General features: G+C 45.5%; 13 protein-coding genes and 1 tRNA gene. All 14 read right to left on the reverse strand.

Annotated features, from left to right (window positions below):
* Positions 1-17 precede the first annotated feature (17 nt).
* Positions 18-899, reverse strand: a complete 882-nt coding sequence (locus tag ADH49_RS08215; protein WP_006595009.1) for a class II fructose-bisphosphate aldolase — start codon at positions 897-899, stop codon at positions 18-20.
* Between the two features lie 177 nt (positions 900-1,076).
* Positions 1,077-1,162 (reverse strand) — tRNA-Leu (locus ADH49_RS08220).
* Between the two features lie 163 nt (positions 1,163-1,325).
* Complete coding sequence (locus tag ADH49_RS08225) at positions 1,326-2,021, reverse strand: B3/B4 domain-containing protein (RefSeq protein ID WP_048691522.1); 696 nt, start codon at positions 2,019-2,021, stop codon at positions 1,326-1,328.
* A 263-nt stretch (positions 2,022-2,284) separates the two neighbouring features.
* Positions 2,285-2,863, reverse strand: a complete 579-nt coding sequence (rpoE, locus tag ADH49_RS08230; RefSeq protein ID WP_048691524.1) for a DNA-directed RNA polymerase subunit delta — start codon at positions 2,861-2,863, stop codon at positions 2,285-2,287.
* A 217-nt stretch (positions 2,864-3,080) separates the two neighbouring features.
* Positions 3,081-4,364 (reverse strand): trigger factor, encoded by a 1,284-nt coding sequence (gene tig / locus ADH49_RS08235; protein WP_048691525.1) that lies wholly within the window; start codon positions 4,362-4,364, stop codon positions 3,081-3,083.
* Positions 4,365-4,582: 218 nt separating this feature from the next.
* Positions 4,583-5,146, reverse strand: a complete 564-nt coding sequence (locus tag ADH49_RS08240) for a TIGR01440 family protein (RefSeq protein WP_048691528.1) — start codon at positions 5,144-5,146, stop codon at positions 4,583-4,585.
* 3 nt (positions 5,147-5,149) lie between these two features.
* Positions 5,150-5,620 (reverse strand): ECF transporter S component, encoded by a 471-nt coding sequence (locus ADH49_RS08245; RefSeq protein WP_048691530.1) that lies wholly within the window; start codon positions 5,618-5,620, stop codon positions 5,150-5,152.
* The gene (locus ADH49_RS08250; RefSeq protein ID WP_048691532.1) at positions 5,610-6,371 is read right to left on the reverse strand and encodes a bifunctional hydroxymethylpyrimidine kinase/phosphomethylpyrimidine kinase; all 762 of its coding nucleotides are present in this window, start codon (positions 6,369-6,371) and stop codon (positions 5,610-5,612) included. Before ADH49_RS08250 ends, ADH49_RS08245 begins: the two co-directional genes overlap by 11 nt.
* Entirely contained in the window at positions 6,364-7,110 is a 747-nt protein-coding gene (truA, locus tag ADH49_RS08255) for a tRNA pseudouridine(38-40) synthase TruA (RefSeq protein WP_048691534.1), read from the reverse strand. The genes ADH49_RS08250 and truA overlap by 8 nt, the downstream gene beginning before the upstream one ends.
* 145 nt (positions 7,111-7,255) lie before the next feature.
* Positions 7,256-10,822 carry a family 20 glycosylhydrolase gene (locus ADH49_RS08260; protein WP_048691536.1) on the reverse strand — a complete coding sequence of 1,189 codons (3,567 nt, stop codon included), beginning with the start codon at positions 10,820-10,822 and terminating at the stop codon, positions 7,256-7,258.
* Positions 10,823-11,718: 896 nt separating this feature from the next.
* The gene (locus ADH49_RS08270; protein WP_048691540.1) at positions 11,719-12,960 is read right to left on the reverse strand and encodes an aminopeptidase; all 1,242 of its coding nucleotides are present in this window, start codon (positions 12,958-12,960) and stop codon (positions 11,719-11,721) included.
* An 18-nt stretch (positions 12,961-12,978) separates the two neighbouring features.
* On the reverse strand, positions 12,979-13,128 hold the full coding sequence (locus ADH49_RS10285) for a hypothetical protein (protein WP_048691542.1): 150 nt from the start codon (positions 13,126-13,128) through the stop codon (positions 12,979-12,981).
* Entirely contained in the window at positions 13,125-13,820 is a 696-nt protein-coding gene (locus tag ADH49_RS08280) for a hypothetical protein (protein ID WP_048691544.1), read from the reverse strand. The genes ADH49_RS10285 and ADH49_RS08280 overlap by 4 nt, the downstream gene beginning before the upstream one ends.
* 36 nt (positions 13,821-13,856) lie before the next feature.
* A complete protein-coding gene (locus ADH49_RS08285) occupies positions 13,857-18,248 on the reverse strand; it encodes a PolC-type DNA polymerase III (protein WP_048691546.1) in 4,392 nt (1,463 codons plus the stop codon).
* Between the last annotated feature and the right edge of the window lie 74 nt (positions 18,249-18,322).

The raw sequence follows: 18,322 nt of genomic DNA on the forward strand, positions 1-18,322 counted from the left end.
TAACGTTTCAAGCAAGATTAAGCTTTGTTTTCGCTACCAAATACGTCGATACGTTCTTCAACTGAAGCTGTGATTGCTTCGAATCCTGGTTTTAAGAATTTACGTGGGTCGAAGAGTTTCTTCTTGTCGTATTCTGCTTCGTTTGCATCGTATTCACGTACGAATTGACGAGTTGCGTTAGCGAATGCGATTTGGCACTCAGTGTTAACGTTAACTTTCGCAACACCAAGTTTGATAGCTTCTTGGATTTGCTCATCAGGGATACCTGAACCACCGTGCAATACGATTGGGAATCCTGGAAGAGCTTCTGTCAATTTCTTCAAGTGATCAAGGTCAAGACCTTCCCAGTTTGCTGGGTATGGACCGTGGATGTTACCAATACCTGCTGCCAAGAAGTCGATTCCTGTAGCAACCATTGCTTTAGCATCTTCGATTGGTGCCAATTCACCTTTACCAACGATACCGTCTTCTTCACCACCGATTGTACCAACTTCAGCTTCAACTGAGATACCTTTAGCGTGAGCTTTTTCTACAACTTCTTTCGCCAATTTAAGGTTTTCTTCAACTGGAAGGTGTGATCCGTCGAACATGATTGAAGTATAACCAACTTCGATACACTCAAGAGCATCTTCATAGTGACCATGGTCCAAGTGGATTGCAACTGGTACAGTGATACCCATTGCTTCAACAAGGTTAGCGATCATGTTGCGAGCTACTTTGTAACCACCCATGTATTTAGCAGCACCCATAGAAGTTTGGATCAAAACTGGAGCTTTTTTAGCTTCTGCTGCACGCAAGATAGCTTGAGTCCACTCAAGGTTGTTTGTGTTAAATCCACCAACTGCGTAACCATTGTCACGAGCTGCTTGGACAAATTTTTCTGCTGAAACGATTGCCATTAGTTGTAGGCCTCCTCTTATTTTTTGTGGTTAAACCACTTACATTGTTTATTTTATCACTTTTTCATTGAAAATGCTAGCTTTTCCTGAACCTTTAAAGCGTTTTCTTCTCTTTCAAGCATTCTTTCTGCTAAATGAACAAGAAAAAAGACAGCCGAAGCTGCCTTTATCATCCGATGCGGAGAGAGGGACTTGAACCCTCACGACCTAAAGCGGTCACAGGATCCTTAGTCCTGCGCGTCTGCCAATTCCGCCATCCCCGCGATTGAGTACCTTACTAGTATATCAATCTTATACTTTCTTGTCAAGATTTTTTTCAAACTTTTTTCAAACTTTGAACTTTATTACAGGGCAAGAAGAGCATTGGCTCCTTCACTTCACTCGCCTGTTCAGATGTTGACAAATCTTCTTTACTGAAGGGCTTCTTTATGGGACTGGAATTGTCTCACTGGTGGTAACCAGATATTTTTCAAATTCTAAATCAGGCATGCAAGAGGCCAAATCTTCCCTGATTCGATTGAGTGCTTCCAAGCGCGTCTCTACAGAGGTCTCTCGATTCCCCTGGATGATAAAGAGGACATTGCGGGTAGTCTCCTCCATCTTATAGCCCTCACCATCTCTCACATCTAGCCAGGCCATAATACCTTGTTGATCTCGGTAGACCGGATCGGTTTCACTAACATGCTTTTCTGTTGATAAGATAGGCAAAAAGGTATCCTCTCTTTGACTAATCGTAAACTCAATGGGTCCCTGTATCTTATCCAAATCATGCCCTCCGATGGCTAGAAAGGAACGAAGACATTCAACATTATAGATATCAATCACACTATTGATCGTCGGAAGGAAGCCACGACTTTGGATATTCTTAATCAAAGCAAGAATTGTCGGCGGGTTCTTCTTGACACTACGCCCCACTTCCTTCAACAAGTCAATGTAGCCTTGTACAACTGCCTCCTCTTTCACCGAGCTGATATCACAATTTAAAGCCCAAGCTTCCATCTCCTTCTTTTTAGATAAAAAATCTGCAGATAAGGGAGCTTGCGGATCCACCTGTTTGGCCACTCCTATTACAACTGTCTCAATCCCCAAATCCACCAAACTTTGATCAAGTATCCAGTCCATATCCCCTTCCTCCTTCTGCGCTAGGTTAGACTTACACCCTCATTATACTCCTCCTTGAACCATCCTTCAAGTAAAGAAAGAGAGTTGGACAGAAATCGGTAATTCGTTAGAATTCGATTTCGTCGTCCAACCTCCGCACAGTTGAGTAGGGCTATAAAAGCTGATGAAATCAGCGTAGTAGAGTCCACTCAACCACTGCGTCTTGCTCGACAATCCAAATAAACATAGAAAGAGGCTAGGAATTTTGTCCCAGCCTCTTTGGATTATTCTTCTTCTTCGTAAGACTCTTCTTCGTCTTCTTCGTCACTTAACTCAACTTCCTCATCCAACTCATCTGGTGAGATTTCATTAATTTCAGCATCATAAGCTTCCACTTCATCCTTCTCATCTTCTGGGTTTTCATCATCGTAAGTAAGCGCTGGATCTGCTTCATAGACATCTTCGTCTTCTGGATCATCCGCATTGTAATCGATCGCGTCTTCGTCTCCGTCCATAAAGGCATTGACACGTTTTTTCTTACGTTTCTTAGGTTCTTCGTCTTCATCTGTTTCTTCAAGAGCGATGATTTCTTCATCTACCTCATCAATCGCATACCATGAGCGAAGTCCCCATTTGTTATCCCCTAGTGGGATAAAGCTTCCATCCACATTCAATTCCGTATAGAATAATGGAAGAGCTTCACGAATTTCACTGTTTGATTTTTCGAGGTAGTTTTGAATTTCATTGACCAGGTCATTGAAATACATTTCATGATCACGGCCACGTGACTCCAAAATCGCACGGGCTACTTCAATCATTGAAAGTTCACTTTTTTCTTGTCCAGCAAATACTTCTAATTCCAAGGTAGATCTCCTTCATTTTTATCTCAAGGCAACACTCTTTTTCATTAAAAAAGAGGATACCCCTAGAATATATCATTTATCGTTACACTCTATTGTACGATAATTTTCCCCTTTCGTCAAAGGAAAATTCCGCGCCAATAAGAAGAGAAAAGCCGGGACACATGGCCTCAGCTTTTCCTCTTATGACTTCTTTCCATCAAGATGGAAGATCATCTTTTTATTTTACTTTCGCAGTGCTTGTGATCACTTCAACAGCTTTCTTCACAGCGATATCGTGTTTCAACATTTCTGGTGAAAGCAAGCTACGAACTTGTTCAACTGGCATGTTGTAGTCTGCTGCCAATTGTTCGATTTCAGCAGTTACTTCTTCGTCAGTTGCTTCGAAGCCTTCTGCTTTAGCAACTGCTTCTACGACAAGGTTTGTCTTAGTACGTGCTGCTGCATCTGCTTCATATTGTTTGTGAAGATCTTCTTGAGTTGTTCCAGTGATTTGGAAGTACATGTCTGGAGAGATTCCTTGACGTTGCATGTTTCCAAGGAATTCATTTACAGCACGGTGTACTTCTTCATGGATCATTTCTTCTGGAAGGTCAACGATTTCTGCGTTTTCTACTGCAAGGTCAATCGCTGCTGACTCAACTGCATCTTTGTAAGCTTCTTCTTTCGCTTCAGCCAACTCTTTGCGGTATTTTTCTTTCAATTCAGCAAGAGTTTCAACTTCTTCGTCGATGTCTTTTGCCAATTCATCGTCAAGAGCTGGTACTTCTTTTGCTTTTACTTCGTGGATCGTTGTCACGAATTTTGCTTCTTTACCTGCAAGGTCAGTTGCTTGGTAGTTTTCTGGGAAAGTTACGATGACATCAACTGTCTCACCAGCTGAGTGTCCAACCAATTGGTCTTCAAAACCTGGGATAAATTGACCTGAACCAAGTCCAAGTGAGAAGTTATCTCCTTTTCCTCCGTCAAACTCAACACCGTCAACAGAACCTACAAAGTCGATCACAACAGTATCACCTTCAGCTGCTGGTCCTTCTTTGATTACCAATTCAGCCAAGTTGTTGCGTTCGCGTTCGATACGTGCATCTACATCTTCATCTGTTACTTCTTTAGAAACTTCTACAGATACTTCAAGGTCTTTGTAAGCACCCAATTTTACTTCTGGTTTTGTAACAACATTTGCTGTCAATGTCCAATCTTGACCTTTTTCCATTGATACAACATCAAAAGTTGGTTGAGCAACCACTTCAAGACCCGCTTCTTTTACTGCTGCTTCATAAGCTGCTGGAAGAAGATCGTTCAAAGCATCTTGATAAAGTGATTCTTCACCAAAACGTTGGTTGAAGATCGGACGTGGAAGGTGACCTTTACGGAATCCTGGTACGTTCAAGTTTTTCTTAACAGACTCAAACACGCGGTCTAAAGCTGGTTTAATTTGTTCTTGACTAATGGTGAAAGTCAATACACCGCGGTTTGTTTCTTTGTTTTCAAATGATACAGACATTCTGTCTCTCCTTAAAATAATATAGTCATTCCTAATAATTTTACCATAAAACTTCGAAAATGCAAGTTTTTGGGCATCTTGGTTTTGTGGAAACTGCTTCTTTTTAGAAGAATTTTATAGTGGTTTCTGGAGACCCAAAGATTAAAAATCTCTTTCCTATCTCAAAATTTGTCCCGGAACAAAAAAACTAGTCCATGCCTGAACTAGTTTCCTTCCTATTAGGACTTCCGAAGCGAATCTTCTTGGTAAGTAGCACGCGCCCCACCGATTAACTTTGGACGACTGGCTAGAGCCGTTACATGAGCACCACCCAATTCTTTCAAGACAGGGCGAACGGGGACTTGCACATGCTTGACATGCATGCCGATAGAGGTATCTCCAATATCCAAACCAGCCTGAGCTGTGATAAATTCAACTTCGACTGGGTCTTTCATATAACCGAAGGCTGCCAACTGTCCGGCACCACCCGCATGGAGGCTCGGTAGTACATTGACGATTTCTAAGTCTTTCTTTTCTACTAATTCACGTTCGACCACCAGAGCGCGGTTAAGATGCTCACAACCTTGGACAGCTAAGTAAATCCCTTTGGGAGTTAGGGTATCTAGGATGGTTTTCACAATGGCTTGTCCAATCTCTAGGCTTGAGTTCTTCCCGATACTTGCGCCAGCGACTTCACTGGTGGACAGGCCTAATACGAGGATTTGTCCCTGATGCAGATTGGCCTTGGATAAAAGATCCAGCAAAATCTCCTGGGTTTCTCTTTTTAATTGCTCTAACTCCATCCTCTAATTCCCCTTCTTTGGCAAGAAATGGTACAGAGCATATCCCAGAGCCATCCCAACGAAGTTTTGAACCAGATTATGAGGAACCTCTTCAATGGCCGCTACCCAGGTATTTCCTAAAAAGAGCGCTGATGCTAGGGCATAGCCACCTACCATGATAACCGTTCCTAGAAGCAGACCGATGTAACGGGCTTTTCCTTTAAAGCCAGCAAAGTAACCTTGAGCTCCGTGGAAAAGGAGACTAAAGAACATCCATTGAGGATAGCCAGAGAGGAGGTCTAAGAGAAAGGCACCAAGACCACCGACCACTGCTCCTTCTTTGCGCCCCAGATAAAAGGCGGTAAAATAAACGCCCAGATCCAGCAAGGTCACCATCCCGGTTGGAGTTGGCAACTTGGTGTAATAGCCCAGCACAACTGTCAAGGCGGTTAAAATGGCTAAATGCGCGATTACTTGGGTACGGTTATTGGTCATATTGAACTACTCCATATTGATCTGATTTTTGAATGGCTTGGTAGACGAACGCTTTTGAAGCCTTAACAGCTTCTAACGTTGCCTTCCCTTGAACTAACTGGCTTGCAATGCTAGAGGCAAAGGTACAACCAGCTCCTGTATTATTCTTTTCTAAAACGTCTTCTTCGAAGACCGTAAAGTCTTGGCCGTCATAAAAGACATCGATGGCTTTTTCCTTGTTAAGGCGGTTGCCCCCTTTGACCACGACAGTCGCTGCTCCAAATTCATGGAGCTTGCGAGCTGCCTCCTTCATATCGTCGAGCGATTGAATCTTGCTTTGGGTCAAGATTTCAGCTTCTGGTAAGTTTGGCGTGATGATGGTCACATAAGGGAAGAACTTGATCAGTTCATCTCGAAGGGCTGATACTTCCACGTCATGAGTTTCCTTGCAGACCAAGACAGGGTCTAGTACCACAGGAATCTCCGCATGGGCTTTGACATAGTCCAAGGCTAAGTCTGCCACTTCAACATTTGGCAAGAGGCCGAGTTTAATAGCAGAAAAAGGAACATCCTTGAGAGAGTTGAGCTGTTGAGCAAAGGTCGTCGGATCCACCGGAATCACTTCAAAACCGTGCTCCGTCATAGCGGTCAAACAAGTCACTGCTACAAAGCCATGCTGTTTGTTGGTTGTATAGGTGGCCAGGTCAGCGTGAAGACCTCCCCCACTAAAAATATCATTTCCTGAAATAGCTAGAATCAATTCATTACTCATAACGGATCTCCTTTAAATATAAGCCATTTGGCGCTGCTGTAGGACCAGCTAGATTGCGGTCCTTTTTTTCTAAAATCAAGTCTATTCGATCCACCGGCATTCGTCCATTGCCAATCTTCAACAAAGTCCCCACCATATTGCGGATTTGCTTGTAGAGGAAGCCATTGCCCGAAAAGGTAAAGAGAAGACGATGATTTGCCACATCCTCAACCAAGCGAGCCTCTGTAATCGTACGAACCTTGTCTTCCACACTGGTTCCCGAAGCTGTAAAGCCGGTGAAATCATGGGTTCCCTCCAACTTTTGGATGGCTGCTTGCATCTTTTCCACATCCAAGGGATAGGGGTAGTGGGTGGCATAGTGGCGCATCATGGGGTTCTTGGGACGACCATAATCCACGATGAATTCATAGGTCTTGCTGTGCTTCTGGTAGCGTGAGTGAAAGTCATCTGTTACTTGCTCCACCCGGATAAAGTCAATGTCCTCTGGGGTCTGGGTATCGAGGGCGAAGCGGAGCTTCTCCTCATCCCGCGGCTGGGGGAGATCAAAATGGATGACCTGCCCGAGGGCATGGACACCTGCATCTGTCCGGCCTGCTCCATGGATGGTCACAGGATTTCCTTGATTGAGACGCATCAAGGTCTTCTCGATTTCTTCTTGCACACTACGGGCATGCGGTTGGCGTTGGAAACCAGCAAATAGAGTTCCATCGTAAGAAATAGTTGCTTTGTATCGTGTCATGTTTTTATTTTATCAAGTTCATCCGAGCTGAACAAGGCGGAAAAGAGAGAACTGTCCGGGTACAGTTTCTGAAACAAAAAAAGAACCAAGTCTTTCCTCTTCCATATCCGGAAAATAGAAAGACTTAGTTCAATCGGGGGGCTGATTAGTCTTCTTTCCGTCCTTTGAGACTCATCCCTGTCGCTCCTAAGATTGCTCCAAGCAAAGCCAATCCTAAAATAGACTCTTGTCCAGTCTCAGGAAGCTGATGACTAGACGGTGTTTGATCTTGCATCGGTGTTAGCTTAGCCTCTTCTACTGTTTTTTGTTCTGAAGCGACTGGAGCTGGTTGAGCGTTCACAAGTGGCTTCACTTCAGGGACTACTGGTCTTACTTGATGATGACCTCCTTGATCAACTTGAGGTAAGTCTGGTTGAGGACTTGGACCATCCTGTAAACCTGGAGTCGGAGTGATCACTTCTGCCTCCTTGGTTCCCACTTCCACAATCTCAGCAACAGCTTCTTTCGAAACTTCAGTTCCTAGCACTTGGCGGCTCTCATCAAGGGCAGAAACCGCAACAAATTCACGCTGCTGGCCTTTGACACCTGCTTGAACCACTTTTCGTTCACCCTTGGCTAGTTCTGGATTGGTCCGTTCAACAACTTCAAAATCCAGTTCTTTTTCGACGACTTCCAAGCTTGGTTTGTCTGCTACCAAGGCTCTGACATCATCTTCTGCTTGGCTTCCCACTTGGGTGATTGGTTTCAATTGACTGAGAGCTTGAGTTACCTGTTCAACCTGCTCTGCCACTTTTTCTTGGTGAGCACGACTGATCTTCCAATTTAGCTGGTCTAGCACCGTTGCAAGAGCTGAACGAGATTCCTCAGTGTAGATGGAAAGATCGGTTGGAACATTGGCAAGAGCCGCACGAAGGGCTGTATAGTCAGCTTTGAAGTAGTCCTTATTGTGGTTGGCAAATGCTTCCATGACCTGGAAGACTTCTTCTTCCTTGTATTCATTGGCTGGTTCATCTGCCCAGATTCCCAACATACTTCCGGACACTGGTAATTTCACATCAGGGTATTTGGTTGAAGCTAATTGTTCAAATGGAACAGTTTCTGAATGTTGGATAGCTTTATCGAGTGGATAGCTTTGATCTCCTCTGTGGCCCAAAACATAGTACCAGTCCCCGTTTGTATTGAGGAATTTGTAGCCCTTGTCTGCTAGGTACTGTGGTGATGCGAGGTTATAGCCCCACCATCCTTTAGACCAGTAAGAAATCAAGACGTCCTTGTCAAAGGTAACATCATCTTCGTCTCCATAGTAGAAGCCATCGTTAAAGGCCATTGGTTGCAAGCCTTTTTCACGAGCCATAGCAGCGAGACTATTAGAATAGTCCGCAAATTTACCATAGAGCTCATACCATTTGAGGTAGTACCAGCCTTGGGCATTGGTAGCATCATTGGCGTATTCGTCTGTTCCGTAGTTAAAGATCTTAGACTTGCCTTTGAAATAGTCCATGTACTTGCCAATGAGGGCCTTGGTGAAGTTGACCGCTTCTTCGTTGGTCAAATCCATGGTTGTCTTAGAAACCGTATCAAAGGTCGCTTGCGGATGTTCGATACCTAGTTTTTCCATCGCTACCAAGATAGCATCCATATGACCTGGACTATTGACTGCTGGGATCAAGCCAATTCCTTTAGAAGTCGCATAAGCCAACAATTCGTCCATCTCTGCTTGGGTCAAGGCTTGACCATTTGGATCGTCATAGTAGGCTTTGGTTCCTTCGAGAAGGGCCTGTTTCACGTCATCGCTGGCATAGGTCTTGCCATTAGCTTCCACCGTCATATCATCGAGGACGAAGCGCATGCCATCGTTTCCGACAAGGAGGTGCAAGTCAGAGTAGCCTAGCTCACTGGCCTTGTCCACGATTCGTTTCAGCTGATCCAATGAGAAGTATTTGCGTCCTGCGTCAATGGAAATCACCTTGCTCTTAGCTAGTTTTTCAGCAGCTTCCTTGTCTGCCAACTCTTTGGCATAGCTTTCTGTATAGACCAAGGACTCTTGAGCGGCTTTGAGAGAAGCAATCAGTTCCTTAGCTTCTGCTCGAGTCGTGTCTGTTCCTACTCCTTCTAGCGCCTTTTTTGCTGCTGTAAAGGCTACTAGGGATTCTGGTGTGTAGTGGTCCAAATCAGTTGGAGCTTCCGCCAGAGCTTTTTCAACGACTTCAGGATCTGCTACAAAGTAGTCCGCATTCTTATCCGCAAAAGCGTGCATGAGCTTGAAGAGTAGCTCTTTTTTGTAGGTTGCAGATGGCGTATCTGCCCAGGCAGCTACCATCCCACCAATGAAGGGAACCTTAGCCCCATCATTTTTTTGAACAACATCAATCGCTGACTTGGAAATCCCTTCAAGTCCTTGATCGAGATTGTACCAGCCAGATCCAGCCTTATCCCGGCCGAGGACATAATACCAAGCATCATTGGTATTAAAAATTTGATGGCCTAGTTCAGATAGGAATTTTGACGAAGCCACATCATAGCCGTTCCAACCACCAGTCCAATAGGATACAATGATATCCTTATCAAAGGTTCCGTAGGAGGTATCGCCATTGTAGTAGATACCGTCGTTGAAGGCCATTGGTTTCATCTTGTGTTTTTTCACAATAGCCGCTAGATCATTGGCATATTGGATGAATTTTTCGTAGCCTTTATCTGGATAACCTTCATCTGGCCAATGCTTGCTAGCTTGAAGGACCTGCCAACCATGGGCATCTGTTGCATCATTGGCATATTCGTCCAAGCCGATGTTAAAGATTTCTGTCTTGCCACTGAAATAAGCCGCATACTTGTCCACCAAGGCTTTGGTGAAATCTAGAGCTTTTTGGTTGTCTAAATCGACAGTCCGTTCTGACTTTTTCGTACCAAAGTAATTAAAGTGAGGGTTTTCGATTCCCAATTGCTCCATAGCTGTCAAAATCGCATCCATGTGCCCTGGGCTATTAATCGTTGGAATGACCCCTATTTTCTTGGATTTGGCATAAGCCAAAATCTCATCCATTTGAGCCTGAGTCAAGGCTGTTCCATTTGGATCATCATAGTAGGCTTTGGTTCCTTTTTCTACAGCCTCTTTGACCGCTTGACTTGAGTAGGACGCGTCTCCTACTTGCAAGGACATGTCATCAAGGACAAAGCGCAAGCCGTCATTTCCCACTAAGAGATGCAAATCGGTATAACCTGTCTTGCTGGCTTCATCAATGATTTCCTTGATTTGATCAGGTGAGAAGTATTTGCGTCCCGCATCAATAGAGATGACCTTTTTCTTGGCCAATTTTTCTTCTTGCTCTGGATCTTTAGCGGGTGTTTCAGTCGCTGCTGTTACTGGAACCGGTTGAGCTGTCCCATCAGCTTCTGTAACAGAGATCGCTTCTTCACGAATCAAGCGATCAAGATCGGATGCGCGCAATTCTCGATCAGATAGGGTCGGTTGACTTTGCTCGACGATTGGAGCAGGAACAATTGGTTTTTCTACTACCGGCTGAGCAGTTTCCTCCGTAGCAGACTGAGGCAAGTCTCCTTCACTTGGCTGTGTCGGAAGAGTCGTTGCAGGGCTTTCTGTAACGCTTGGCGTATCTGCTGCTACGACTTGACCGCTGGCAAAAAAGCCAACCAGTACCGAAGCAACTCCTACAGCATACTTGCGAATAGCATAACGTGGTTGATGTGATTTCATCAGGACCTCCTAAAATTTGTTGTGTGTAAACGCTTACTTCCAGTCTATCTAGAAAGCAGGCCCTCGTCAAGGCTTCTTTGAAAGGTTCTTTAATTAAGAGAAGAAGCTATAAAATTTTATCCCTATATTTCATTAAAACTAGCGGACACAAGAAAAAAGAGCTTGGCTGTTAAAACCAAACTCTTTATTATTATTCTTGAAAAACAAAGGCTCTAAGTACCTCATTTCCGTCTCCCGGCGCAGTGGTTGATTGCTCAAAACACTGTTTTGAGGTGGCGGATAGGGATTGCGGAGCAAGGACCTTCCTAATCAACTGAGCGGGGGCACTAAAAAGGTCCTGTGGGCCTTTTTTGCCCGAGCCTTAAAACCGAAAAGCGAGGAAGAAATCGAGACTACGTCTACCGATTTCTGTCTCTTAGCACAGTGGTTGATTGCTCAAAACACTGTTTTGAGGCGGCGAATAGGGATTGCGGAGCAAGGCCCCTTCCTAATCAACTGTGCGGGGGCACTAAAAAGGTCCTGTGGATCTTTTTTGCCCGAGCCTTGAATCAAAAAAGCGAGGAAGAAATCGAGACTGCGTCTACCGATTTCTGTCTCTCGGCGCAGTGGTTGTTTGCTCAAAACACTGTTTTGAGGCGGCAGATAGGGATTGCAAAGCAAGGACCTTCCTAATTGGGCGGGGGTACTAAAAAGGTCCTGTGGACCTTTTTTGCCCGAGCATTAAAACCGAAAAGCGAAGTAGAAATCAAACTCTTCGAGTTACTGATTTCTGTCTCTTAGCACAGTGGTTGATTGACGGTACTTGAACCTTTCGGTTCTTCGTCCAGTCTAATCAACTGTGTGGGGGCAAAACTACGAAATCAAACTCTTCGAGTTACTGATTTCTGTTTTGCTCCCTATATTGCCCAATCTCCGTTGCGGAAGACTGGGACGCGGGTGCCGTCTTCTCGGATGCCGTCGATATCCATTTGGCTTGAGCCGATCATGAAGTCGACATGGACGTCTGAGCGGTTGAGGCCGGCTGCTTCGAGTTCTTCTTCTGTGAACTCTGCGCCACCTTCTACACTGGTTGCATAGGCTGCTCCGATGGCCAAGTGGTTAGAGGCATTTTCATCAAAGAGGGTGTTGAAGAAGGTGATGCCTGACTGTGAAATTGGGCTTGGGTCTGGTACGAGGGCACATTCACCTAAGGCACGCGCTCCCTTGTTTTTGAAGACCAAATCTTTCATGACTTGATCGCCTTTCTCAGCTGTGATGTCCACAATTTCTCCATTTTCAAAGGTCACTTTGATGCCTTCGATGATGTTCCCATTGTAGCTAAGCGGTTTTGTAGAGGTGACATAACCTTCTGCACGACGGAAGTCAGGAGCTGTGAAGACCTCTTCTGTCGGCATGTTTGGCAGGAAGCCTTCGCCTTGGGCATTGATAGCCCCCGCAGATTCCCAGACGTGGTTCTTCGGCAAGCCAAGAGTCAAATCTGTTCCTGGTGCTGTGTAATGAAGGGCTGAGAATTGCTCCTTATTTAGTGTATCTGCCTTGCTCTTGAGAATAGCTGCATGCTCTTCCCAAGCCTTGACTGGGTCTTCTTCGTATACCCGGCAGGTCTTGAAGATTTGATCCCAAAGGAGATCCACTGCTTCTTCGTCGCTCGCCGCATTTGGGAAGACCTTTTTCGCCCATTCTAAACCTGCTGCTGCAGCAACTGTCCAGCTGACCTTGTTGGATTGAGTAGCGATGCGCATTGGTTTCATAGCCATGCCCAAAGCCTTAGCAGAAGCCGAAAGCTTTTCTGCCTCGACACCATTTAAAGCACCTGGATCAGATGAACGCACACCCAAACGACTGGCCTTGTGTTCCAAGAGGTAATTCATCTCTGCAATCTTGTAATCAGGCACGTTGTCCAAGCGATCCATCGGTGCATGGAGGAATTTTTCACGGGTAGTAAAATCATCTGCCCATTGGATGATCACTTCATGCGCCCCCAAGGCATAGGCTTCCTTCACGATCAAGTGAGCCAATTCTCTTTGCTCCACATCGATGTTCAAAGCCAAGGTATGGCCAGGTTGCACGTTGATGCCGTTTGCCACCAACAATTTTGCGTATTTTTCTAAGTTTTCTTTAAAATTTGGTAAAACCATGTTCAATCCTTTTCTATATTAATCCTTTAAGAGTGACAAGAGGTTTGCTATCACTACAGTGGAGCAGACCAGGCCAGTGACTTTTAAAATTGTATCGGTATCTAGCTCTAATTGATAGCTAAATGTTTTTTGAGCAGGTTTGTCTTCTGCAAAAATTTTGACTCTCATCGTTCTATTCCTTTCTTAGCATCCTCCTCGCCTAGATAGAGACGTTGAGCCTCTAGGCTGTTAGTGAGGATATCTACATAAGTTTCATAGTCATCAAGCAAGGGCTTTCCCAAAGAGATATCTAGCTCTGGATTCACATTTTTCCCATAGAGAAAGCAGAGATAAAGACGTTCATTGAGCGTCGGAAAGACTTCTAGAGACATGAGCTCAGCCTGACCGACCCGCTCCCAATCTTGCTCTTGGATATCTGGTAGGATATAGGCTTGGAAGAGTCCCATCAGAGGATTATCCTCTGGTTGGCCACTTTCCTTGTCCGCCTCAACCAAGGAAAGCCGATGACCAAAACCAGCTACTTGGCGCTCCTGTCCCTTCACCGAAACCGTAATCGGATGCCCTCCCATATGGCTATAAATCCATTCTTTAGGCAGCCGATAATCTAAGAGAGGCTCAAGATCTTTGACAATCGTTACAGGACTAGAGCGTAGAAACTGACGAGTGACTGCTTTACAAAAGAGAATATTCTCCTCTTTCAAGGTCACTCCCTTCCAGCTATTTTCCTCCTTAAAATGGTTAAAAAATATCAGATAGGGCTCTCGCACCATTTGTGCTAAGACATAAACACCATTTCGTAGGCGAATGGAAATGACTTTCCCTGACTTCCAGGATGTTGCTCTTTTTTTCTTTTCTATCATTAACCAACCTCAAACCGAGCGAGGATCGTTGATCCATTAAAACAAATCATCAAAGAGACTGAGCTGGTTGTCTTCTGGCATATTGCCAAGGATTCCCATCTCGTCCATCTTTTCTACCAAGGTTGAGGAGACGCCACCACGTTTGCGTAACTCTGTTTTAGAGAGGAATTCTCCTTCTTTGCGAGCTCGCACAATCTGCTTGGCTACGTTCTCTCCCAATCCATCCATGGCGACAAATGGCGGGATAAGGGTGTCTCCATCGATGATGAATTCCGTCGCATCACTGCGATAGAGGTCTAGCTTCCCAAACTTGAAGCCACGCTCCCACATCTCATTGACAATTTCAAGGGTGGTGTAGAGGTCAATCTCCACATTGGAAGCTTCGTTGTTCTTACGTTTTTCAGCAATCTCCTTCATCCGCGCTTTCACAGCTTCTAGGCCTGCGCCCATGGTCTTGATATCAAAGGCCTTGGCCCGAATGGAGAAGTAAGCACAGTAATAGTAGAGAGGATGGTGCACTTTGAAGTAAGCCACCCGTAAGGCCATCATAACGTAGGCAGCCGCATGGGCTTTGGGGAACATATACTTGATTTTTCCACAAGACTCGATGTACCATTCAGGGACATTGTTAGCCTTCATGGCCTCGATATAGCCATTGCGCTCCTCTTCAGGAATCTTGAGCCACATGCCTTTCCGCACCCGCTCCATGATGGTAAAGGCCATTTTTGGATCTAGGCCAGCGTGCATGAGGTAAACCATGATGTCGTCCCGACATCCGATAACGGTTGATAGGTCGGCAATTCCTGCCTTGATCAAGTCTTGGGCATTTCCCAACCATACGTCGGTACCGTGAGACAAACCAGAAAGCTGAAGCAACTCGGCAAAGGTCGTCGGATGGGTTTCATCCACCATTCCCCGAACGAAGTTGGTCCCAAACTCTGGGATTCCCAGCATACCAGTTGAGGTACCGATTTGCTCCGGTGTGACTCCTAGGATATCGGTTCCTGAGAAGAGGGCCATAACACCTGGATCATCCATAGGGATATCATTTGGATCAATGCCTGACAAGTCCTGGAGCTTCCGAATCATGGTCGGATCATCGTGTCCCAGAACATCGAGCTTGAGGACGTTCTCGTCGATATCGTGGAAGTTAAAGTGGGTGGTCTGCCATTCGGCTGTCACATCATCGGCTGGGTACTGCACAGGAGTGAAGTCATAGACGTCCATATAGTTTGGAATAACAACGATTCCCCCTGGGTGCTGACCGGTCGTCCGTTTAACCCCAGCAGCTCCTTGAGCTAGGCGTTCCACCTCTGCATCCCGGTAGTACTTGCCATAATCCCGCTCATAACCCTTGACAAAGCCATAGGCCGTCTTAGCAGCCACAGTACCAACCGTTCCTGCCCGGAAGGCATATTCTTCCCCAAAGATATCCCGGACATCCAAGTGGGCACTCGGCTGGTCCTCCCCTGAGAAGTTCAAATCGATATCGGGTACCTTGTCTCCATCGAAACCAAGGAAGGTTTCAAAGGGAATATCCTGTCCATTTTTGCTGAGCTTGTGACCACAGTTTGGGCAGTCTTTATTAGGCATATCAAATCCGGAACCATAGGAACCATCGGTGATAAACTCACTGTACTGACACTGACCACAGACATAGTGAGGAGAAAGAGGATTAACCTCGGTAATCCCGATCATGGTCGCCACGAAACTGGATCCGACAGACCCCCGTGAACCCACCAGGTAGCCCCGTTCATTGGAACGATGCACCAAGAGTTGGGAAGCCAGATAGATCACGGCGAAGCCATTCCCAAGGATAGAGGTCAACTCTTTTTCAATCCGTAGATCGACAATATCTGGTAGCGGATTGCCATAGATTTCAAAGGCCTTCTGATAGGTCAATTCGGCAACTGTCTCTTCGGCCTTGTCGATAAATGGCGTATAGAGGTCGCCCTTGACCACTTCAACGGGTTCGAAGATTTCTGCCAGTGCGTTGGTATTTTCGATGACCAATTTTCGCGCCAAGTCTTCTCCTAGAAAGGCAAATTCATCCAGCATTTCATTGGTTGTGCGGAAATGAGCTTTCGGTAGGGGTGCTGGTTGAGCATTTTCTCCATGACCGATGGTCCGGTTGATCATAGCTCCTTGTCCGAGACTGCGGACAATAATTTCCCGATAGATTTCTTCTTCAGGCTCTAGGTAGTGGACATTTCCTGTTGCCAGGACCGGTTTGCCAAGGCGATCTCCCACCTCAATCAAGCTCTTGATGATGGTCTGGAGCTCGTCCATGTCTTTGACCTGCTCTTTGGCAATGAGAGGCGCATAGATGGCTGGAGGCATCACCTCAATAAAGTCATAATACTTGGCTACTTCGACTGCTGCGTCAACTCCTTGAGAAACGACCGCGTCAAAGACCTCTCCTTCAGAACAAGCCGATCCCAGGATCAAGCCTTCTCGATGGGCATCTAAAACTGTCCGGGGAATCCGAGGAACACCCTCAAAATATTGAGTATTGGAAAGAGAGACTAATTTGAACATATTTTTCAAGCCGGTCTGGTTCTTGACATAGATGGTCGCGTGTTTGACACGTGCCTTTTTATAGGAATCTGGACTAATTAGATCCACATTCAACTTGGCTAGATTGGTCACGCCATGTTTTTCTGCGACATCCTTGATAAAGATAAAGAGCAAGCGACCTGTCGCTTCCGCGTCATAGTTGGCCATGTGGTGATGTTCCAAGGCAACGCCGAAGCGCTTGGTCAAGGGACCCAAACCATGACGCTTGTACTCTGGATAAAGGTTGCGAGCGAACTCTAACGTATCAATCACTGGCTGAGTGATTTTTGGAAGGCCATGACGCTCATAGTTGGCATTCATGAAGCCCACGTCAAAGGTGGCATTATGGGCAACCAACACCGCATCCTGACAGAATTCCTGGAACTCCTCTAGGACTTGTTTCAAAGGTTTGGCATTGCGAACATGATCGTCAGTAATGCCTGTCAGGTCCGTTGTAAAGGCAGAGATAGGATGACCTGGATTGATGAACTCATCAAATTCAGCGATGATATTGCCCTTGTGCATTTTAGATGCGGCAACCTGAATCAAATCATTGTAAATCGCTGAAAGTCCAGTCGTTTCCACGTCAAAAACCACATAGGTTGCTTCATGAAGGTCTAGATCGACTTCATTGTAGGTAATCGGCACACGGTCTTCGACGATATTGGCTTCCATCCCATAGATGAGTTGGATACCAGCTTTCTTGGCAGCCTTATAGCCATGAGGGAAGGACTGCACATTTCCATGGTCTGTGATAGCCACTGCTTTGTGACCCCATTTGGCTGCTTTTGCGACTAGCTCCTCTACCTCAGGTAGGGCATCCATAGTCGACATATTGGTATGGGCATGGAACTCGACCCGACGCTCGCCTTCTGGCATCAGATCCTTGCGCTCATAGTGGACCACTTCTTGGACATCCTGGACATTCATGGTCAAATCTCGGGTAAAGTTATTGACCTCAATATTCCCACGGACCCGCAACCAAGAATTTTTCTTGATCATATCAAACTTCTGAGCTTCTTCTTCGTTTTTAGCCCATTTTTGGAGCGAAAAACTAGAAGTATAGTCGGTCATCTTGAAATTGATCAAGACCCGACCTGTCCGCGTCACCTTGTGCTCAACATCAAAGACCACTCCTTCAAAGACAATGCGGTTCTCTTCTGTCGTGATATCAATCATAGGAGTGACTTCTGCCTTATCCAGCTTGGGCTTGGCCGCAGCCTTTTTGGCCTTGAAATCAAAGGCTGGTTTTTCTTCTGCTGGTGGTGGGGCCATTTGAGACAAGGACTCCATAGCCCGCAAGGTTTCTTCATTAGCTGCTTGGAAGATTTGATCCTTTTCAGCCTCGAAGGCTTGATGGAGTTCTTCTGTCAACTGGTCATCCGCCTCAACCCGACACTGGAAATGAGGAAAACCAAACTTGGTCAATTGACTCGCAAGATTAGGCAGATGGTTTTTCCGGTGGTGCTCCGTATCCACAGATGAAGGGCCACTAATGATCAACTCTTCTCCTTGAGAGCGGACTTGTAAGTGCTGATACATGCTCTTAAAGCCCTGACTCGCACAGGGGCCATCTTCAAAAGCCTCCTGATAATAGGCTTGCAAGAGCTCCTCACTAAAAGTTGGATTCTTTACCTGAATCTCAAACTCCGCTCGATTTCCTGTCTTTGAAAACTCCTCAGCCAAGCGGTTTTTGAGCTCCTGAAAAATCGTGATGGGAAGAATTTCGGCAAAAACAAAACGAAATTCCCAAACACGACTGAGCTTATGGACGATGACCTCTTGGATTTCAGCCCCTTTAAAAGCGTCTGATTCACGCATTTCTAAAGGCATTCCCAACTGATTCATTAAGATTTCAAAGCTAGTTGACATGATTTCTCCCTGACGAATTACTAGCCTTTATTTTATCATAATTCGCCTAACTTTTCGACTATAAGAAGATCCTT

It is taken from the genome of Streptococcus sp. 400_SSPC (assembly GCF_001072745.1).
Classification (GTDB): Bacteria; Bacillota; Bacilli; order Lactobacillales; family Streptococcaceae; genus Streptococcus; species Streptococcus xiaochunlingii.